Origin of the sequence: Pseudoalteromonas sp. C2R02, from assembly GCF_018860845.1 — a bacterium.
Classification (GTDB): domain Bacteria; phylum Pseudomonadota; class Gammaproteobacteria; order Enterobacterales; family Alteromonadaceae; genus Pseudoalteromonas.
In genome coordinates, this window is the sequence record NZ_JAHKQC010000042.1 from 89,904 (window position 1) to 111,108 (window position 21,205).

Below are 21,205 nucleotides of genomic sequence, written 5' to 3' on the forward strand. Positions count from 1 at the left end.
TAATAAGCTTATAAAATATAGCGAAAAAATTTTATTCATTTATTAATCAATATATACTAGCAGCCTTACCCCCAAAATGGGAGTTTATTTAGGGAAAATTAAGTGACTTTGTTAAAAAATATTTTACGTTTCATTATCATATCGAGCATATTAGGTCTTTTAACCCTAGTTGGACTCTATTTTTATGTGAAGTCCGACATTCCGAGCGTTTCAGTTTTAAAAGACGTTCAATTACAGACACCTATGCTTGTATACACAAAAGATGGCAAGCTTATTAATCAATTTGGTGAAAAGCGTCGAATTCCCGTATCAATTGACCAAATCCCCCAACCTCTTATTGATGCATTTTTAGCAACCGAGGATAATCGTTTTTATGACCATTTTGGCATAGATCCTATAGGCATAGTACGTTCGGCTATTGTATTAATTACCACAGGACAAAAAAAGCAAGGTGCAAGTACAATAACAATGCAATTAGCACGTAACTTCTTTTTAACCCGCGAAAAAGCATATATTCGTAAGGTAAAAGAAATCTTTATAGCAATGCATATAGAACGATTATTATCCAAAGATGAGATATTGGCATTATATTTAAATAAAATTGAATTAGGTAATCGTGCATTTGGCATAGGTGCCGCTGCACAAGTTTATTACGGTAAAGAATTAAGTGAATTAACATTACCGCAAATGGCAATGTTAGCAGGTTTACCTAAAGCACCATCAGCCCTTAACCCAATCAGAAACCCTAAACGCGCTAAAGCACGTAGAAATGTAGTACTCGGCAGGTTGTTAACAGAAAGTTATATCACTCAAACCCAATATGACACAGCAGTAAAACAACCTATTACAGCACGTTTTCATGGAGCTGAAATTGAAGTATCAGCACCTTATATTTCTGAAATGGTGCGTGCTGAAATGGTAAATCGTTATGGTTTAGAAGAAGCTTACAACAACGGTTACCATGTATATACAAGTATAACGTCAGATATGCAGCTAGCTGCGCAAAATGCTGTCACTAAGAATTTAGAAGGATATGATTTAAGACATGGCTATAGAGGACCAAAAATTCACCTATGGAATTCTGATGAAGAAGAATCGTGGCACCCTTCTGATATTTTATTGCATTTAAAATCAGTAAAAGAAATAGCCGATTTAAAAGTAGGTATTGTTACTAATGTTTTTGAAACTAGTATTAAAGTATTACTTAAAGATGGTCAATTTATTACTGTTGAGTGGGATGGTTTAAAGTGGGCCAGACCCTATATCAATAATAATAGACAAGGAAAACCACCAAAAGTCGCTTTAGATATTTTAAACGTTGGCGCCCAAATATGGCTTAAAAGTAATGATAATAATCAATATATGTTAAGTCAGATACCGGAAGCATCAGGTGCTTTAGTCTCTTTAAACCCTCAAGATGGTGCTATTTTAGCGATTATGGGAGGGTATAGCTTTCAGCTAAGTCAATATAATCGTGCCGTTCAAGCTAAACGCCAAGTTGGCTCAAACATAAAACCATTTATATATTCTGCGGCAATTAATAACAACTATACATTAGCGAGCATTATGAATGATGCCGCTATTCATCAATGGGATAAAAGCCAAGGTATTGCATGGCGACCTAAAAACAGTCCCGATGTATATGATGGTCCTATCCGTGTTCGCCGCGCTTTAGCACAATCTAAAAATGTAATTTCTGTTAGGTTATTACGTGGCGTGGGTTTAAATAAAACCGCAGACTATTTATTAAACTTTGGTTTTAAACCACAAGATATCCATAGAAATGAAACCCTTGCATTAGGCAGTGCGTCATTAACACCTTTAGAGTTAGCAACTGGTATGGCGACTTTTGCTAATGGCGGCCATTTAATTGAACCTTACTTTATTAGTAAAATAGATGATGCTTTTGATAATGAGCTATATAAAGCGAAACCACTCATTGCGTGTGTGTCTTGTAACGAACAAGAGATCAAAGATAGCTTTGATTACGCACCTAGAGTCATCAATAAACAAAATGCATTTTTAATAGCCAACGCCATGACAAGTACAATTATGGGCGGCGGTAGCTGGAAGTACAAAACAGGTTGGAATGGTACAGGCTGGCGAGCACAAAGAATAAAATTAGATAATCGCCCTCGAAAAGATTTATCTGGAAAAACAGGCACAACAAATGATCAAGTTGACACTTGGTTTACAGGCTTTAATAGTAAGGTGTTAACCACAACTTGGGTTGGGTTTGATAACTCAGGGAAGTCTTTAGGTAAAGCCAGCTATAATAATAACTTAGGTAAAAATCAAATTTATGGCACTGAATCTGGTGCTAAAACGGCGCAACCAGCTTGGGTTGAGTTTATGCAATACGCTTTAAAAGATCAGCCTTTAGCGCCAATTGAACAACCGGAAGACCTAGTTTCTGTCAGAATTGACTTAAAAACAGGCCTTTTAAGCCAAAAAACAGATCATACAAGCCGCTTTGAATTCTTTGTTAAAGGCACAGCCCCGATACAATATGCGCAAATTGAAGAACAGGATATATTTGAAGATGATGGTGAAGGCAAAGTGATTGAAGAAGAAGAACTATTTTAGACTTAACAATATGAGCCTCAGAAGAGGCTCATGTTTATAATGTTTAAAGATATTGCCAACCTTTAAATACCAATCTTGGTTTTGTTGCTGAACCACCATTATTACCAGAATTAGCCTGACCGAGTGCCTCATCATAATGCACACCACCCGCACCTGTCACACTTACCGACTTACCTAATAAAGAGCCTTTAAATCCTACTGCGGAAGCGATTTTAATATCAGTTAAAGGCGCATAAATCGCAGCATAAATCTCTTCAGTACCGCCAGTTAAGTTAATGCCAGTACCACTATAACTACTATAAATTGAAAAAACAGGCAGTCCCTGCGAAGTTAAACCTTTATCTGGCGTGTACACTTGTGAGCCCGCACCTATGTCTAATGCACCTTTAATTATTAAAGTGAGGCTACTATTATTGGGTATTGTTAAACTACTCGCCCCACTCATTTTAAAATTACCTTTTACATACATAGTCACGTTCTCACCCGACTTTATATTTAAATGGCCTTTAATCTCGACATTATCGTACATCAAAATATAAGATGACTTATTTAAAAATGATGATACAACAGCTGTAGTGTTTTTTGATGCACTCGAACCGCTACCATTATTAGTCGTGAACTCAGCTTTATTTTGACTTAATAAATAAACATCTCCGGTACCAGAGCCACTAATTAATAAGTCTTTGGCATCCGCGGCATCAGCATCTACAGTTAATACTTCATTTTCAATATTCAGAGGGTCGCAGGTGATATCATCGGGTTCATTCGGATCTAGAATGCCATCATCTATTGGTATAAATTCAACTTCTGGTACTGCAACAATAGTAGGCGCTGGATTTACTTTATATGGTGCTCTGTTAAATTCAGGCGTTTCTCCAGTGAAGCTCCCTTGACCTCCATACCTTAAATCATCACTATCAATAGCACTTCCCCACTGCGCTAAAGTTACATTGCCTTTTGCTCGCACTCCTCCTTTAGTTATATCGCCTGTTTGTTTGTAATTTGCATGCGTTTTTACACCTGAATTAATAGTGGTATTCTTCAACGTCACATCACTTAATGCTAAAACGTATCCCTGGACACTACCACCAGTAACCGAAACTTGATCACGTGATATAATATTACCTAATGTTGCTGTTTGAGATGTCGTCACCTTGCCATTTGCATGAATATTGCCACCAACACTACCACTTGATTGTTTATAATATTTAAATGCTGAGGCATTACCGCCAATAGCACTATTACCAGGCAACTCTAAGTAGCCATTACTTTTCACATCACCAGACACATTAGCCGAGCCATTAAACACAATACTGTTCGTTGCAATCACATCACCATCAATATCGGCCCCGCCTGTTAGTTTTATTTCACCACTGTCTTTTAGGGTTCTTACTGTTACATTGTCACTTTTATTGCGAGTAGAAGCTGTAAGTGCTTCATCATAGTCACTCAAGTTAGAGTCATAACTATCAATTACACCACTGCCTTGTACTAATACACCTTCACAGCCGGTAATACCTTTGGCAAAAGGAGATGGAGAAGCAGAAGTGCCCGCTATAATTTCAAACTTAGCTTCAAGCTGTGCTTCACCTTTAAAACGCGTCCCATCACTCGTTAAAGTCAGCTCATTACTGACACTATTGAGCGCAACTTCATAAGACATATTTGAAATACCTCTGGCAACTCCTTTTTTTTCCTCATTAGAAAACAGGTTTATCAACTCTTCTAAGGATTTGTTTTCATTCCCTGGTTCATTGAGTTTTTCATTTAGTAAATTATAAGTGTTAAACACACCTTTTTCTGAGATCAACCGTGCATTTATTTTCTTTTGAAAATTACCACTCAAACGCTCTTGCACTACGTTATCTTTTAATGAATTTAATACTACAACGCCAGCCATCATGCTTAAAATCAACACAGTGACTAAAGTAAAACCTTTTTGGTCTGCACTTTTAAAGTAGCTCATTACACACCTACAGTACTTTCTAAAATAACACGTGTTAGTGCGACATTTATTGTCATTGATCTCGCGGCACCAACGCCACCCGGCTCTCCTTGCTGTGCCTTTGGCGTAACAGTAATTGAAACTAATCTATCATTAACTGCAAACGCGATATTCTCTACGCCTGTTAATATAGGCTCTGCACCATTACCTATATCACATTCGAGTTTATTGCCATTCAAAGAATATATTTCGTCATAAACAGCTATCGGCCTTGTGCCATTACATGAAATTGAATTAGGTTCTTGAGGGATTGTAATTTGATCTGCAATGACCGTAATGCCACCAGGTGTTTGCTTTAGGCTGCGGGTAAATGTTTGAGCTGTGAAACGTAATACTTCCTGTGCATTTTCTATATTTTTACTTGATAAAATGAGGCTTTTTATCGATGAATATGCAAGAGAAACACCCATAATCAAAATACAACCGACTAACAAAGCAATCATTAATTCAACTAAGGTGTAACCTTTTTGTTTTTTGAGATTAAACATTACAGTTTACCGGTAATTGAGGAAAAGTGGCATTTATAGCTATCTGGTTATCTAGGTTTATATTTCCCTGCATTATTTTATCTTCATTTTTTATTCTGTCATTCTCCCAGTTAACTTTAATAATAAAGTCATTATCGAATGTACCTGCTGCTACATCTACACCCTCTAGATCTAAATTATATCTATCAAACTCAGGATCTAAGCTGGATATATATGCCTGATCAAATGCGATATCACCTCTTTGCAAAGCACATATATCCACCCACATTCTTTCTATTGCATTATTGGCTTGGATTAAAGAGACTGTATAATTAAAACTATTTGTAGCGTACTGTAATGATTTTAACTGCCCTGAAGCCAAGCCTAATAAAGCAATACTTGATATAATTAGCGCAATTAATACTTCAATTAAAGTAAAACCTTTACTCTGAGAATCTACAATCTTCATAAATAACCCGTCTTTTTCTCAGCAAAACTTTGCCCACTTACATAAATAGATAAGCGGTAATCTTGAGTTGAATTATCATTATCTGTTATATCGAACTCACGTCCTGCTCCGATAGAGCCTGTATCTGAAATAGTCATATCAGCTAAACCGGTTACGCTAATGGAATTATGGGTTGGTTTAAATTCTAATAATGTTTCTTCATCCTCAGCGCCAGCATTTACTTTTACCAACCATTTATTACGTGAAACGACCAAAGTGATTTGCTTTTCACGCTTAACGGCTTCACTGCGTGCAAATTTATAAATGCTATGTAGTTGATTCGTATTTGATACCAATCTATCTTGTTTTATTTGCTGACTATAAGAAGGCAAAGCAACGGCAGCTAAAATACCAACAATGCTGATCACAACAAGCAATTCAATCAACGAAAAACCTTTAGTTAATATACTCACAACTATTTCCAACACTGGCTTGTATTGGGAAGTGTAAGCCCCTGATGATTAATACTCATAGAACCACATATATCATTAGACTGAGAACTATTAGTCTTAGGAATAGCTGTTAATAAAAATGTTCTAGAGTCATTCTTAATACCAGGTGTTGCAGCTGCAGCTGCAGAAGGTGCATAACTAAAACTATAATAATCTGTTCCAGGTATATTTCTATCATCTGGGTAGCCACCCAAACGCGTATATTGTCGTTCTAGATGTGCGACCTGTTGTAGCATTTCTTGTTGAATATCAGCACGACGACCATCCTGCACATATTGGCTATAAGCAGGTAAAGCTACTGAATATAAAATGCCCATAATCGCTACAGCTATCATCATTTCAATTAATGTAAAACCATCACTATTAGCTTTCACTCAATCACCACCTGTATATTTATCAATCAAGCAAGGGCAAGTAAAATACAATGACAGCGATGTCATTACAATTAAAATTAGCATTCTAATTGAAACTTATCGCTATATAATATGTAAAAATAACAGGTACAAAATTCATAATTAGCATTGGTCAAGTATTAATATTATATTAACCATTGATTTTAAAGAAGTTTAAATAGAATCCACTTTAAGGTAGTGTAAACAAATATGCACAATAAGTTAAACAACTGATTAAATAGAGATTGTGAAATTTTAGGTTGAATATAAGGCTAAAGCCTCATCTACAAAGTCGAGGAGCATGACATTACAGTTTATAGGTTGGAGTTTAGGTTTATACAGGCAATAAAAAAGCCGTGTAAGAACACGGCTTTTATCAAAATTATCATCTCACCAAAGTGAGCTAATAATTAAGCTTCAGCGATAACAACAACTTTAATAGTTGCAGTTACGTCTGAGTGTACTTGAATTGCTACGTCAAATTCACCTAACTCACGGATAGTACCTAGAGGAAGACGAACTTCAGATTTAGCAACTGTAACACCAACAGCAGAGATAGCATCAGCGATATCGCGAGTACCGATTGAACCGAATAACTTACCTTCATCACCAGCTTTAGATACTAATGTAACTTCAGCTAATGCAGCAAGAGTTTCAGCGCGCGTTTCCGCAGCTGCGTGTTGTTCAGCAATCTTAGTTTCTAATTCTGCACGACGTGCATCAAAAGTTTCAATGTTTGCTTTAGTTGCAGGAACTGCTTTACCTTGTGGGAAAAGGAAGTTACGAGCATAGCCCGATTTAACTGCAACTTGATCGCCTAGAGTACCTAGGTTAGCGATCTTGTCTAATAAAATAATTTGCATTTATCCACACCTTAAAAAATGTTGATCCGCTGCTTACTTATGTAAGTCAGTGTATGGAAGAAGGGCTAAGTAACGAGCGCGCTTGATAGCGGTAGCTAGTTGACGCTGATATTTTGCGCTTGTACCAGTGATACGGCTTGGTACGATTTTGCCACTTTCTGTAACATAGTTTCTAAGAGTAGCTAGATCTTTGTAATCTATTTGTTGTACGCCTTCCGCTTTAAAGCGGCAGAACTTACGACGTCTGAAATAACGTGCCATGAGATAAATCTCCTAAACTAATTCTGTTTATTTGTTGAGCATGTAGCACTAATTGACTTAGTCCATTGCGACCTTCATGGCGATTTAAAAATCCCGTGATAGCCAACTCTTGCCCAACTTCTAAATTTTGAGTATGTTCCATTATTGAATGACCACTGGCAACAACTTGAATTCGAACATAACTATTACGGTTAAATCCAGCTTCGACTTGTTGTGACTTGTGCTCCAACACTAATATACAGTGCGGAATACCCGCCGGGCTTTGGCTAAATTTTGGCGTTTTACATAAAACACCTGATATATTCAGCTCATTCATACAGATACATTACTCAACAACGATTAAACTGCTGCTGCTGGAGCTGCTGCTTCTTTCTTCTCTTCTCTTGCAAGAGGAGAAGCTTCTGTTACTACGTTCTTAGTACGGATAACTAAGTTACGAATAACTGCATCGTTGTAACGGAAAGTAGTTTCAAGCTCGCTTACTACTTCAGATGTTGTTTCAACATTCATAAGAACATAGTGTGCTTTATGAAGTTTGTTTATTGGGTAAGCCAGTTGACGACGACCCCAATCTTCTAGACGGTGGATAGTACCGCCAGCTTCAGTGATTGAACCAGTGTAACGTTCGATCATACCTGAAACTTGTTCACTTTGATCTGGATGAACCATGAATACGATTTCGTAATGACGCATGGGTATTCCTTACGGTTAATTAGCCTTTTATCGTTCGACCGGTCGATTTAAGGCAAGGAACTAATATTAAGTTGGTCGAAAGAGCGCGTATTTTACACAGATTATAAAAACACTGCAAACAATGTTTATATTTTATTCTTAATTATGAAATTACCTCTATGAAATAATAAGTTATAAGAACTCTTGATATATATCAAAGTGAATAAGTTAATTTACTTTATGGTGTGTCACATTATAGGGACTATAAAACCACTCACACATGAAAAAATTCTTAATTATTTTAATTTCCTGCTTTGCAATAACAAGCTTTCAAGCTAATGCTTCTAAACTGACACTTGAGCAAGCTATTGATAAAGCAGGTTTACAGCGGATGCTCAGTCAAAGAATTGCTAAAAACTACATTCTTATTGCAAGTCGAATTAATCAAGATAAAGCGACTATCGAACTTGATGAAAGTGCAGCTCAATTTGAAATGAACCTGCATCAATTAAAAGCTATCACTAATAACGAACAATCAAAAATAGCTCTTAAAAGACTAAATATCGAATGGACGCATTTTAGAGAATACGCTTTAACGGAGCCTAAACGAGAAAATACCCCTCAAATTGTCAATAGAAGTACCAACTTACTCAATTTAGCAAATGACTTAGTAACAGCCCTAGAGCTTAGTTCTGCAAAAAAAAGTGCTGTATTGATTAATATTTCAGGAAGACAGCGTATGTTGTCGCAAAGATTAGCAATGTTTTACTTAGCTGGTTTTTCGGGTTTTAACGAAGAAAGTTACCATCAACAAATGCGAGATACTGCGAACGAATTTTCAGATGCACTACGTTACTTAATTGATATTCAGGAAAATCCAGCTGAAATAATAACCGCATTAAGTGATGTTAATGATCAATGGACATTTTATCAGTCTCGTTTTACGGTAAAAAGAAAGGGAAGATATGTGCCAAGGGTTATTCAAGTGATCACTGAAACCATGATGCAAAATATGGATGACGTCACACAACTTTATAAAAAGGAAGAGTTTGTAAATACTGTATTTAATGAGAGTATAAAATAATTAAACGATCTACTTTATGTTTAGTTTCTGCTTAATAGCGCTATTACTGAACAGATAAACGGGACCAAAGTCCCGTTTATATTTTAAGGCTACAGACCTCTTTGTCTTAAGACTTCAAACAAACAAATACCTGTTGCGACTGATACATTTAAGCTTGAAACCGTGCCAACCATAGGAATTTTAACCAATGAGTCACAATGCTCACGGGTTAAACGTCGCATACCCGTGCCTTCAGCACCCATAACAATAGCAACTGCCCCTGTTAATTTGGCATCAAATACATGGGTATCAGTTTCGCCAGCAGTCCCTACAACCCAAACACCCTGATCTTTAATTTCTCTTAAAGTACGCGCTAAGTTTGTTACTTGAATAAGCGGTATGGTTTCAGCTGCACCACATGCCACTTTACGTGCGACACCATTTAACCTTGCTGAGTTATCTTTTGGTACTATAATCGCATCAACACCCGCAGCATCTGCATTACGTAAACACGCACCTAAATTATGCGGATCGGTAACACCATCTAAAATCAAGAAAAATGCGTCTTCATTTTTTGCAGCTTTATCAGCTAAAATGACATCTAGGTCTTTCTCGCTATATTTTTTACCTGCTTTTACCTTAGCGATTATGCCTTGGTGTTGCTCGCCTTTAGATTTTTCATCTAATGTTTTTCGGTGCATATACTGTATTGATACACCAAATTGCGCCGCATTTTCTAAAACAGGCATTAAGCGCTTATCATCACGACCTTTAAGTGCATAGATTTCAATAAAACGCTCAGGTTCAGTATTTAAAATCGCTTCTACTGAATGAAAACCAAAAATTAATTCATTACTCACTTGCTTCTCTCTCCTCTACCCTATTCACTAGTACGCTTACGTGCATTTTTACCTGGGCGTTTTTTCTTTGCTTTAGACTTGTTTTTCGATTTTTTAGCCTGCTTATTGCCTGCCTTTGAATCAGTATGAGCGGTTTTGCGTTTATTTGGTTTGCGCTTTTTATTTTTACTCGGCGACTTTTTATGATCTCTATTATCTTTCTGTTGCTCATCTGGATTTTCTTCATCATTTTTATGAGATGAAATTTTAGGGATTTTCCCAGATTTTAATTGCTCTCTGACACTTTTATTAGCCGGTGTATATCTACGAGGTGATACAGGAGAAGCGTTGCCACTTTGTTTACGACGACGTGCATATCTATCTACAACAGCATCTTCAGCTAAGATAAGATTAATTCGCCTTTGCTCTAAACTAACAGATACAACGCTCACGCGCACTTTATCGCCTAAGCGATATACTTTTTTAGAGTTTTCACCCACTAATAAGTGCTTAGCACCATCAAACTGGAAAAAATCATTGGTCAGCGAGGTAATATGAATTAAACCATCAATATACAATTCATCTAAACGAATAAATAAACCAAAGCTAGTGACAGACGAAATCACGCCAGTAAACTCATCACCAACATGGTCTTGCATAAACTCACATTTTAACCAATCAGCGACTTCTCTTGTTGCATCATCAGCACGGCGCTCTGTTTTAGAACACAGTTCACCAAGTTGATTGACTTCATCTGGATTATAAACATAATCACCTGAAGTTTGCTGACCTTGTGCTTTTATCACACCTTTAATTGCACGATGCACCACTAAATCAGGGTAACGACGTATCGGTGATGTAAAATGGGCATAAGCAGGTAATGACAAACCAAAGTGACCAATATTCCCTGATTGATAAACAGCTTGCTTCATTGAACGTAATAACATTACTTGGATCAATTCAACTTCTGGTCTTTTACCTAGTTTTTCGATGCATTGTGTTATTTCTTTAGGGCTTGGCTCTTCAGGCAATGGATTTTCAATGCCTAACTCACCTAAGAACTTTCTAAAGTTAGATAGCTTTTCTGGATCTGGTTCATCATGAACACGATATAACGCACTTGCTTCATGTTTTTCAAGTAAACGTGCCGCAGACACATTTGCTAAAATCATGCATTCTTCAATTAATTTATGAGCATCATTACGCTCAATTGTCGTCACAGCTTCAATTTTACGATGGGCATTAAATACGAACTTAGGCTCTACTGTTTCAAACTCAATTGCACCCCGATTTTGGCGGGCTGATTTCAGCGCAAAATACATTTGATATAGATTTTGTAAATGCGGCACAACATTTTGACTTGCTGAAATTTGTTGTTCATCGCCTTTCAAAATTACAGATACTTGAGTATAAGTCATACGTGCATGTGAATTCATCACGGCTTCATAAAACTTATAACCCGATAAACGACCCGCTTCTGAAATGGTCATTTCCGCAACTAAACATAAGCGGTCGACTTTAGGATTTAGTGAACATAAGCCATTTGATAATACACGCGGTAACATAGGTACCACTTGCTCAGGAAAATAAACCGAGTTTCCTCGATTAATCGCTTCCTCATCTAATGCGGAGTCTTTAGGCACATAATGCGATACATCTGCAATGGCTACCCATAAACGCCAACCACCTGACTTTTTAGGTTCACAATAAACCGCATCATCAAAATCTCGCGCATCTTCACCATCAATTGTTAATAATGGTAAGTCGCGTAAATCAACACGCCCTAGCTTTGCTGACTCTTCGACTTCATCAGCTAGAGGTGCAACTTGTGCTTCAACTTCTTTAGGCCACACATAAGGAATATCATGGTTACGAAGCGCCACTTCAATTTCCATACCTGGCGCCATATGATCGCCGATGACTTCAATTACTTTAGCTACCGCATCCATACGTGGATTTGGTCTTTGTGTTATCTCAACTTGCACCATTTGATTATGGCGTGCGCCTTTTTCACTACCTGGCAAAATCATAATATTTTGTGTGATGCGAGGATCTTCTGGGATCACTAATGCCATGCCATGATCAACAAAATAACGACCTACAATCGGTGCTCTTTGACCATCAATTACACGTACTATACGCGCATCACATTTACCACCACGACCTTTTGATGCCGGTTTAGCAAGCACAACATCGCCATGTAGCACTGTTTTCATTTGATGTTTAGGAATAAACCAGTCTTTACCACCGGCTTCTAATTCCAAAAAGCCAAAACCATCTCTATGGCCTATCACTTTGCCTTTAACCAGCTCTGATTCATCAATAATGCAATAACATTTATGTTTGTTAAAGAAAATTTGCCCATCGCGTTCCATCGCACGTAAACGACGTTTTAAACCGATTTCTCGTTCTTCGTCTTGCACAGCGAGTTCTTCACACAATTCATTAAAACGCGCAGGTTTAGTACGGTTTTGCATGTGTGCTAAAATAAACTCCCGGCTAGGAACTGGGTTATCGTATTTTTCTTGTTCTCGAGTTAGAAATGGATCCTGATCAGACATTAAAGGACTTTTTGAATTGAATATGTTGTTATTTTAAACCAAAAGCGAACAATGAGACAGGAGAAGTTAAGATTAGCGCTATTTAGCGTCAATTTATTGAAAAATATAAGACACTAAAAATTTATTTTGTAATTTAAAACTTTATTATAGAGCACGCTTGGCGCGTTTAATAACACTTGGCGGCATTTTTTCTGCCAGCTGGCTTAATAAACTTGTGATCTTTTTATGTGTTTTTTTATCTGCGGTAACTGAATTAAATAACCAACGATAAGCATCTTCATAATCTCTAGGACTACCAACACCTTGGTTAAATAATGATACCAAACGCATTTGTGCATTTAAGTTACCTAAAGAAGCAGCTTCACGTAAATATATAACGGCCTGATCTAAATCTTTTTGCACAAACTTAGCTAAATGATAATAACGCCCCATTTGCTCTAATGCCTCCGGTAAACCTTGTTCTGCCGCCAAGCGCATATAATACATGCCTTGCTCTACATCACGGTCAACACACACAGCATAAGCGAGCATATCACCAAATAAAAACTGATAAGCTGGGATTTTCATTTTCATAGCGCGTGCTTCAATATCTTGAACAAGCTGGCAATTGTCTAATTTGACTCGTGTTAAATGACTATTTTTTTTAATTAAATCTAATAATTCATCTTGAGTATATATTTGCACAGCCTCAAGCGGTGCTGCGGCCTTAGCAAAAAAAGGGCTAATACATAATATAAACAAATATACTGATAATTTTTTCATAGATATAACTTTCATCATAATAGTTAATTTTAACTCAACTTAATAATAACGCGACTGTCGTAAATAACACCAGTTACAGATGACAAAACTTGAGCGACACCTAAAAAACATACAAGAATCAAACCAATTTTATAAGAACCTTAAAGTTTAGCTATAAAAAAAGCTACCCTAAGGTAGCTTTTCTTTATCATTCACCAAATATTGGCTAAAACAAAACTGCTATGCAGCTTTATTCGCCAAATGGGCTGCGAACGATCATCGTTTCTACACGATCTGGACCTGTAGAAATAATATCAACAGGAACACCTGTGATTTCTTCAATGCGCTTAATGTAATCAATTGCCGCTTTAGGTAATTGATCAACAGAAGTAGCACCTACTGTATTTTCAGTCCAACCAGGCATAGTTTCGTATACTGGTGTCACTTTCTCGTAACCTTCAGCTGCAAGAGGCGTAATATTTGAAATCGAGCCATCTTCTTGCTTGTAACCAGTACAAATGCTGATAGTTTCTAAACCATCTAATACGTCAAGTTTTGTTAAACAAAAACCTGTGATGCTATTGATTTGAACTGCACGACGCATAGCTACGGCATCAAACCAACCTGTACGACGTAAACGTCCAGTAGTTGCACCAAACTCATGACCAACATCACCTAAATGCTTACCAATTGGATCTTGCTTGTCTTCACCATCATATAATTCAGTTGGGAAAGGACCTGAGCCAACACGTGTTGTGTAGGCTTTAACAATACCAAGTACATAATCTAGGTTTAATGGACCAAAACCAGCACCAGTAGCAACGCCGCCAGCAGTAGTATTAGAAGATGTAACATACGGGTAAGTACCGTGGTCAATATCTAGAAGTGTGCCTTGAGCACCTTCAAATAAGATGCTATCACCCGCTAAACGCGTTTGATCAAGCAGCTCAGTAACATCAACAACCATCTCTTTAAGGATATCAGCAACAGCCATTGCATCATCATAAGTTTTTTGGAAGTCTACTGCTTCAACTTTATAATAATTAACCAATGTAAAGTTATGATACTCAAGAATTTCTTTTAATTTCTCAGCAAATAACTCTGGGTTGAATAAATCACCCACACGTAAACCGCGACGAGCTACTTTATCTTCATATGCTGGACCGATACCACGACCGGTTGTACCGATTGCTTTAGAGCCACGAGCTTCTTCGCGCGCTATATCTAATGCAACATGGTATGGTAAAATTAGTGGACAAGCTTCACTGATAAGCAAACGATCACGAACTGGAACGCCTCGCTTCTCAAGCATACCCATTTCTTTCATTAACGCATCAGGAGCTAGTACAACACCGTTACCAATCACACATTTTACGTTATCACGTAATACGCCTGAAGGGATTAAATGTAATACAGTTTTTTCGCCATCTATTACTAAAGTATGACCAGCATTGTGGCCACCTTGATAACGAACAACTAAAGATGCTTTATCAGTAAGTAGATCAACTATCTTACCTTTGCCTTCGTCACCCCATTGGGTGCCCAATACAACAACGTTTTTACCCATTGTAGATTCACTTTGAAAAATTAGGCGAGGATTTTAACAAAAAATATAGGTGAAGATCACCTAATTTTGCATGTTTTTACAACAAAAAGTAAAAATAAAAACACAAAAATCTTTAATTGACTGATTCTTAAGACAAATATAAATTACTCAATTTTATCAAATTCAGGTCTAATGTCTAACAAACAGAAACAAAAGCCAGCCAATCAGTATAAGTGAAATACCTATCATTCGTATACTTTTACTTGATTGATTTGATAGCTCAGCTAAATACTGCCTCCATTTATTTGGAAATAAAGCCGGCATTAAACCTTCAATCATAAGTAATAACGCTAATGCTAAGAAAACGGTATCTAAAGTCATATAAGATCTTAGTAGTCAATAATTACTATAGTTTGCATTTTTTTTTAATGATGATTAAATAAAGTCACATGATATAAAATATACAATAACTATGAAAACAATTCTTACAGCCTTATCTATTGCTGTTTTAGCTAGCGCTAATTGCTATGCAATGCAAAAAAACACCCCGTCTTTAGACTCTGTATTATCTCAAGTACATGACTGTAGCCCAACTATCACAATTCGATCTGAAGCATTAACGCCTGAATTAATAAAACAAGCGTGTATTATGCTTAGTGAAAGAGAGTCTGATTTTCACAAAACTTTTAATAGTAAAAATAAACCTGTAGCAAACGATAACAATCATAGTATGCGCGCTAATATATATGCAGATAGAGATTCTTACGTAAAACACGTTACCAAACACTTTGATGTACCATCTGATAATGGCGGTATGTATTTAGAAGGCCTACCTCATGTGAAAGGTAATCACGCCGAATTTGTGGCTTACCAAAAGAAAGGACAAATTTGGAATTTACGTCATGAATATATTCATTATTTAGATGGTCGCTTTAATATGTATGGCGATTTTTGCTCATCATTACACGATTCACATTCAGCACCTGAGTATTGCCCTAAACCAGCCCCTTTGTTACCTCACTTAGTATGGTGGAGTGAAGGTATTGCAGAATATATAGCCCAAGGTAATGATAATTCACGTGCAATTGAGAACGGTATTAAAAAATCATATAAATTAAGTGAGCTTTTTAATACCAGTTATGAAACCAATGGCGGCAGTGAGCGTGTTTATGATTGGGGCTATTTAGCAGTACGTTTTATGATGGAAAATCACAGAGATCAGATTGATAAAATGCTTACACTAACACGCAAAGGCTTTTATACACGCTATCAAGCTTTAGTAAAAGAATGGGGCACACAGTACGACACTGAGTTTACTCAATGGTTGATTAGCTTAGAGCCGAAAAAAGCAAACAGCTAAATTTCCACTATTTATTCAAAACAAAAAAACCTCACTATTAAGTGAGGTTTTTTATAATCTAAATATTAAAAGTAATTGCTTAGCTTAAGCTACTTACCTCCAACACCTTTCATAAATTTAAAGAAGTCGCTATCAGGTGCAAGCACCATTAGATCACTCTTAGAATTAAATGTAGACTTATATGCGTCTAAGCTACGTAAGAAAGTATAAAATTCAGCATCTTTAGAATATGACTCAGCATAAATTTTAGCAGCATCTGCATCACCTTCACCACGAACTGTTCTTGCGTTACGCTCTGCTTCTGCAAGCATCACTGTTACACGACGATCAACACCCGCTCTAATTGTTTCTGATTTTTCACGACCTTCCGATCTATGCTCTTTAGCAACAGCAGTACGCTCAGCACGCATACGTTGGAAAATAGAGTTACTTACTTCAGTAGGTAAGTTAATCTGTTTAACACGTACATCAAGTACTTCTATTCCTAGTTCATTGGCACTTTCAGAAACTTGAGTTAGCGCATCACGCATTAATTCACTTCGCTTTCCTGACACAATTTCTTTAATCGTTCTTGAACCGAAATTAGTTCTTAAACCATTATTTACTTTTTGTTTCAATAAAGTTTCAGCATATTGTTTATCACCACGTGCACGCAGGTAATATGCACTGAAATCTTTAATTCGCCATTTAACATATGAGTCAACAATTAAGTCTTTTTTCTCACTTGTTACAAAGCGGTCTGGTGCACCATCTAAAGTTTGAATACGTGCATCAAGTTTACGTACCTGTGTAATAAATGGTACTTTAAAATGTAAACCTGGTGGGTATACAACGGCTTGATCATCAGTGTCTTTTTTCACTTTTGAAAATTGAAGAGCGATGGCGTTCTGTCCTTCAAAAACAACAAACACTGAAGAAAAAGATAAAAATAATACAACAACAATACTAGCTAAAATAAAGTTCTTCATTCTTATCTCCCATTACCAAATCTATCAGTTGCAAAACGATCAGATGAGCTATTTACTTGGCTGTTATTGCCTCGAGAGTTACCCATTTTTTGTCTTAAGTTTTGTAGGTCACTTACTTTAGGTAAAGTAACTGTACCGCCTTGGCTATTTTGCATAATTTTATCCAGTGGTAAGTACATCATATTATTACCACCTTTGACATCAACTAATACTTTTGAAGTGCTACCTAAAACATCTTCCATCGCTTCAATATATAAACGCTGACGTGTTACATCTTTAGCCATTTGATATTCAGGAAGTAACTTATTAAAACGTGCAACTTCACCTTCCGCTTCTAACGTTACACGTTCTTTGTAACCTTCAGCTTCTTGTGTCATACGTGTTACTTGACCACGAGCTTGAGGTTCAATTTCACGCTCATAAGCTTCTGCTTCACGTACAAAACGTACTTCATCTTCTTGTGCAGCAATTGCATCATCAAATGCATCTTTTACTTCACCAGGAGGACGTGCATCTTTAAAGTTAACGTCAGTTAAAATTAAACCTAAGTTATAAGGTTCAATAATTTTTGTTAGTTCATCCCAAGTTTTTTGGCGTATTTCTTCACGACCTTTTGTCAGAATATCATCCATTGATGAATGGCCAACAACATAGCGAAGCGCACTATCTAAAGCTTGCTGTAAACTATGATCGGCATCTGTCACGCTGAAAAGATAAGCGCGTGGATCTGTTACACGATATTGCACAACAAATTCAACACTTACAACATTTTCATCTTCAGTCAGCATAAAGCCTGAAGCAGATAACGAACGAACAGCTTCGATTTCAACTGGAATAACTCTATCAATAAAAGTCATTTTCCAACGAAGACCCGGATCTGCGATTGAATGGAATTGGCCAAATCGTAAAATAATACCGCGCTCAGCCTCTTTAATAGTGTAAATACCACTTAAAGCCCAAACAACAAGTGCAATCACTAAAACAAAACCAATAGCCATACCACTTAGGTTGCTACCGCCTTTATTATTGCCACCACCATTACCGCCAAACATACCACCTAGTTTGTCGCTATATTTACGAAATACCTCATCTAAATCAGGTGGACCTTGATCGCGTCCGCCTTTATTTTTCCAAGGATCGTTGTTTTTATTACCATTGTTACCCGGCTCATTCCAGGCCATAGCACTACTCCAATGTTATATAAAATAAATAAGTTAGGTTAATACCAATTCCGATAAATATATAATCATTAACTTAATAGAATTGATCTATTTGCGTTTTAAAAGTCTAAAAATAATACAACGCTTTTTTACACCTTTGAATAAGTTAACAAATTTCTGACCGTTTTCATAATAAATCAGCTTAGCTGATCTAATTTGATTAATTCATCAATTTCGTTACCATACTCTTTTTTTAATCGATTCCAATCAATCATAGGTAATCTGATATCAAGTAACCAATTGCCTAAATCATCAAATTGCTCGTCTGTAATGCAACTCAAACGATACAAAGCACCTCTTAAAGCACCATATTTCCCTGATAATTCAAGAGTACAAGCTAAAACTTGATCCGATAATCTCTCACTAATTGCTTCAAGTAATAACTCGCAGCCAGCACCAGTTTGAGCTGATAACCATACTCGAATAGGGTTACCTTCATCATCACGATCTATACGGGGTGATAATTCTTCAACCAAATCAATTTTGTTATAAATTAATAATTGAGGTACTTCATCAGCCTCAATTTCTTTTAAAACAGCATTTACTTGTTCAATATTTTCTTGTCGCCTTTCATCCGCTACATCAATTACATGGAGCTGTAAATCAGCTTCACGTGTTTCAGTTAAGGTCGCTTTAAAAGCCGAAACTAAATCATGCGGTAAATGGCGAATAAAACCTACGGTATCGGCTAAAATAGTACTGCCAACATCTGCGATCTCTATTTTACGTAGTGTAGGATCGAGTGTTGCGAACAATTGGTCTGCAGCATATACATCAGCATTAGTCATCTGATTAAACAATGAGGACTTACCTGCATTGGTATAACCCACTAAAGATAAAGTAGGAATTTCATTACGACTACGCGCTCTGCGACCTTGATCTCGTTGCTTGGCTACTTTTTCTAAACGCTTTTGAATATTTTTAATTTTACCACGGATCAAACGTCTATCTGTTTCTAACTGCGTTTCACCTGGTCCGCGTAAACCAATCCCCCCTTTTTGTCTCTCTAGGTGAGTCCAGCCTCGGATCAAACGAGTAGAAATGTGACGTAATTGTGCTAGTTCTACTTGTAACTTACCTTCATGGGTTCGTGCACGTTGCGCAAAAATATCTAAAATTAAGGTAGTACGATCTAGCACCCTACATTGACAAACAACTTCGAGGTTTCTTTCTTGAGATGGGGTTAATACATGATTAAATATAACCACATCGGCTTGATGCATTTGAACAATCTCAGCTATCTCTTCTGCTTTACCAGTACCAACAAAAAATTTGGCATGCGGTTTTTGACGGGAGCCTTGCACTACCGCCAAAGAATTAACACCCGCAGAAGAAACTAACATTTCCAATTCATTCAGATCTTCACGATCATGCTCTTTTGGAAATTCTATATGAACTAAGACTGCCTGCTCACCGGCTTCATAACGGTCAAACAAACATTAAACTCCTAATTAAAATGTATCGCCTTCCTCTGTGTTCTCAGGTGTTTCAGAACCAGTAGGAGTCGCTTGGAAGTTAATTGCTCTTGCAGGAACAACTGTAGAAATAGCATGTTTGTAAACCATTTGGTTTACTGTATTTTCCAGAAGAATTACAAATTGGTCAAAAGATTGAACCTTACCTTGTAATTTAATGCCATTAACTAAATAAATTGATACTGGAATGCGCTCACGACGTAATGCATTCAAAAATGGGTCTTGCAATGATTGCCCCTTTGCCATTATTATTTTCCTTAGCTTTAGGTGTTATTATTAAGTAATAAAAAATCTTTAAGTATAAGATTTCATAATTTTTTTGTTAATGTTACTAGCTTAGCGAAGATATCACACGATGCAAGTTTTCTTCTGCACCTGACTCAAGCCAAGTTACATTTTCCCAGCCTCTTAACCAAGTTAATTGTCTTTTTGCTAATTGTCTTGTCGCAACTATGCCACGAAAAACCATTTCGTCGTAATCAATACCACCCTCTAAATAATCCCACATTTGGCGATAACCAACACATCTGATAGAAGGTAACTTTACATTAAGGTCCTCTCTGTTATATAAGGCCTTAACTTCTTTTTCAAACCCCTGGTCTAACATTATTTTAAATCGTTGTTCTATTCTCTGATGTAAAACGCTGCGATCTTCAGGTGCTATTGCAAATTGCAATACTTTATAAGGTAAAGCCCCAGTCTTCACATTTTGCAGTTCAGACATAGGTTTACCTGTAATGCGATATACTTCCAAAGCGCGGTTAATGCGCTGAGAGTCATTTTCACTAATTCTGCTAGCTGCCACAGGGTCTACAGAGGTTAACTCTTCATGTAGTGCAGGCCAGCCTTTTTCATTTGCTTCTATTTCAAGGTGTTTACGAATTTCAACATCAGCTTCAGGTAAGGGTGAAATCCCCTCTAATAAACTTTTGAAGTACATCATAGTACCGCCAACAAGCAATGGAATTTTCCCTTGTGCATGTAATGCTTCTATTTTATTTAAAGCATCAGTGCAAAAGTTTGCCGTTGAATAAACCTCTGATGGATCTAACATATCAATTAAATGATGCGGAGCCTGAGCAAGCTCATCAGCACTCGGCTTAGCCGTGCCAATATCCATATCTCGATATACTAGAGCTGAATCAACACTAATCACTTCAGTGTTTAAGGTTTGACATAGCTGTATCGCTAAATCTGTTTTACCCGCAGCTGTCGGGCCCATCAAA

General features: G+C 36.9%; 22 protein-coding genes. 3 read left to right on the forward strand and 19 right to left on the reverse strand.

Translation table 11 applies throughout. From position 1 onward, the window contains the following. Positions 1–102 precede the first annotated feature (102 nt). A complete protein-coding gene (locus KO527_RS20815; RefSeq protein ID WP_216042177.1) occupies positions 103–2,586 on the forward strand; it encodes a penicillin-binding protein 1A in 2,484 nt (827 codons plus the stop codon). Positions 2,587–2,629: 43 nt separating this feature from the next. Here KO527_RS20815 and KO527_RS20820 read toward each other — a convergent pair whose 3' ends face one another. The 9 genes from KO527_RS20820 to rpsF form a co-directional block, all read right to left on the reverse strand. Beyond that, on the reverse strand, positions 2,630–4,552 hold the full coding sequence (locus KO527_RS20820; RefSeq protein WP_216042178.1) for a FapA family protein: 1,923 nt from the start codon (positions 4,550–4,552) through the stop codon (positions 2,630–2,632). Beyond that, positions 4,552–5,079 carry a prepilin-type N-terminal cleavage/methylation domain-containing protein gene (locus KO527_RS20825; RefSeq protein WP_216042179.1) on the reverse strand — a complete coding sequence of 176 codons (528 nt, stop codon included), beginning with the start codon at positions 5,077–5,079 and terminating at the stop codon, positions 4,552–4,554. The genes KO527_RS20820 and KO527_RS20825 overlap by 1 nt, the downstream gene beginning before the upstream one ends. Then, a complete protein-coding gene (locus tag KO527_RS20830) occupies positions 5,072–5,527 on the reverse strand; it encodes a prepilin-type N-terminal cleavage/methylation domain-containing protein (protein ID WP_216042180.1) in 456 nt (151 codons plus the stop codon). Before KO527_RS20830 ends, KO527_RS20825 begins: the two co-directional genes overlap by 8 nt. Continuing rightward, on the reverse strand, positions 5,524–5,979 hold the full coding sequence (locus tag KO527_RS20835; RefSeq protein WP_216042181.1) for a GspH/FimT family pseudopilin: 456 nt from the start codon (positions 5,977–5,979) through the stop codon (positions 5,524–5,526). The genes KO527_RS20830 and KO527_RS20835 overlap by 4 nt, the downstream gene beginning before the upstream one ends. Before the next feature lie 2 nt (positions 5,980–5,981). Further along, entirely contained in the window at positions 5,982–6,392 is a 411-nt protein-coding gene (locus KO527_RS20840; RefSeq protein WP_216042182.1) for a type IV pilin protein, read from the reverse strand. Positions 6,393–6,820: 428 nt separating this feature from the next. After that, positions 6,821–7,273: a 50S ribosomal protein L9 gene (rplI, locus tag KO527_RS20845; protein ID WP_042151292.1), complete on the reverse strand. Its 453-nt coding sequence runs from the start codon at positions 7,271–7,273 to the stop codon at positions 6,821–6,823. Positions 7,274–7,306: 33 nt separating this feature from the next. Beyond that, positions 7,307–7,534: a 30S ribosomal protein S18 gene (gene rpsR, locus KO527_RS20850; RefSeq protein ID WP_002962753.1), complete on the reverse strand. Its 228-nt coding sequence runs from the start codon at positions 7,532–7,534 to the stop codon at positions 7,307–7,309. Then, positions 7,509–7,850: a primosomal replication protein N gene (priB, locus tag KO527_RS20855; RefSeq protein ID WP_216042183.1), complete on the reverse strand. Its 342-nt coding sequence runs from the start codon at positions 7,848–7,850 to the stop codon at positions 7,509–7,511. Before priB ends, rpsR begins: the two co-directional genes overlap by 26 nt. 23 nt (positions 7,851–7,873) lie before the next feature. Continuing rightward, entirely contained in the window at positions 7,874–8,227 is a 354-nt protein-coding gene (rpsF, locus tag KO527_RS20860; RefSeq protein WP_042151312.1) for a 30S ribosomal protein S6, read from the reverse strand. Between the two features lie 259 nt (positions 8,228–8,486). Here rpsF and KO527_RS20865 point away from each other — a divergent pair, with 259 nt between their 5' ends. Beyond that, positions 8,487–9,290, forward strand: a complete 804-nt coding sequence (locus KO527_RS20865) for a type IV pili methyl-accepting chemotaxis transducer N-terminal domain-containing protein (protein ID WP_216042184.1) — start codon at positions 8,487–8,489, stop codon at positions 9,288–9,290. Positions 9,291–9,379: 89 nt separating this feature from the next. Here KO527_RS20865 and rlmB read toward each other — a convergent pair whose 3' ends face one another. From rlmB to KO527_RS20890, 5 genes are all read right to left on the reverse strand, one after another. Continuing rightward, complete coding sequence (rlmB, locus tag KO527_RS20870; RefSeq protein WP_216042185.1) at positions 9,380–10,129, reverse strand: 23S rRNA (guanosine(2251)-2'-O)-methyltransferase RlmB; 750 nt, start codon at positions 10,127–10,129, stop codon at positions 9,380–9,382. A 20-nt stretch (positions 10,130–10,149) separates the two neighbouring features. Further along, positions 10,150–12,669: a ribonuclease R gene (gene rnr, locus KO527_RS20875; RefSeq protein WP_216042186.1), complete on the reverse strand. Its 2,520-nt coding sequence runs from the start codon at positions 12,667–12,669 to the stop codon at positions 10,150–10,152. 144 nt (positions 12,670–12,813) lie between these two features. Further along, positions 12,814–13,431: a tetratricopeptide repeat protein gene (locus tag KO527_RS20880; RefSeq protein WP_252733938.1), complete on the reverse strand. Its 618-nt coding sequence runs from the start codon at positions 13,429–13,431 to the stop codon at positions 12,814–12,816. A gap of 229 nt (positions 13,432–13,660) precedes the next feature. Beyond that, entirely contained in the window at positions 13,661–14,977 is a 1,317-nt protein-coding gene (locus tag KO527_RS20885; protein ID WP_042151321.1) for an adenylosuccinate synthase, read from the reverse strand. 168 nt (positions 14,978–15,145) lie between these two features. Beyond that, positions 15,146–15,337, reverse strand: a complete 192-nt coding sequence (locus KO527_RS20890; RefSeq protein ID WP_216042187.1) for a DUF2065 domain-containing protein — start codon at positions 15,335–15,337, stop codon at positions 15,146–15,148. 151 nt (positions 15,338–15,488) lie between these two features. Between KO527_RS20890 and KO527_RS20895 the strand changes: the two genes are divergently transcribed. After that, the gene (locus tag KO527_RS20895; RefSeq protein ID WP_252733948.1) at positions 15,489–16,316 is read left to right on the forward strand and encodes a collagenase; all 828 of its coding nucleotides are present in this window, start codon (positions 15,489–15,491) and stop codon (positions 16,314–16,316) included. 89 nt (positions 16,317–16,405) lie between these two features. Here the strand turns inward: KO527_RS20895 and hflC are convergent, their stop codons facing one another. The 5 genes from hflC to miaA form a co-directional block, all read right to left on the reverse strand. After that, entirely contained in the window at positions 16,406–17,284 is an 879-nt protein-coding gene (gene hflC / locus KO527_RS20900; protein WP_216042189.1) for a protease modulator HflC, read from the reverse strand. Positions 17,285–17,286: 2 nt separating this feature from the next. Continuing rightward, positions 17,287–18,465, reverse strand: coding sequence for an FtsH protease activity modulator HflK (hflK, locus tag KO527_RS20905; RefSeq protein ID WP_216042190.1), 1,179 nt, complete (start codon positions 18,463–18,465; stop codon positions 17,287–17,289). A 176-nt stretch (positions 18,466–18,641) separates the two neighbouring features. Further along, positions 18,642–19,940: a ribosome rescue GTPase HflX gene (hflX, locus tag KO527_RS20910; RefSeq protein ID WP_216042191.1), complete on the reverse strand. Its 1,299-nt coding sequence runs from the start codon at positions 19,938–19,940 to the stop codon at positions 18,642–18,644. Between the two features lie 15 nt (positions 19,941–19,955). After that, on the reverse strand, positions 19,956–20,225 hold the full coding sequence (hfq, locus tag KO527_RS20915) for an RNA chaperone Hfq (RefSeq protein WP_216042192.1): 270 nt from the start codon (positions 20,223–20,225) through the stop codon (positions 19,956–19,958). A gap of 85 nt (positions 20,226–20,310) precedes the next feature. Beyond that, complete coding sequence (gene miaA / locus KO527_RS20920) at positions 20,311–21,201, reverse strand: tRNA (adenosine(37)-N6)-dimethylallyltransferase MiaA (RefSeq protein ID WP_216042205.1); 891 nt, start codon at positions 21,199–21,201, stop codon at positions 20,311–20,313. Positions 21,202–21,205: the final 4 nt, after the last annotated feature.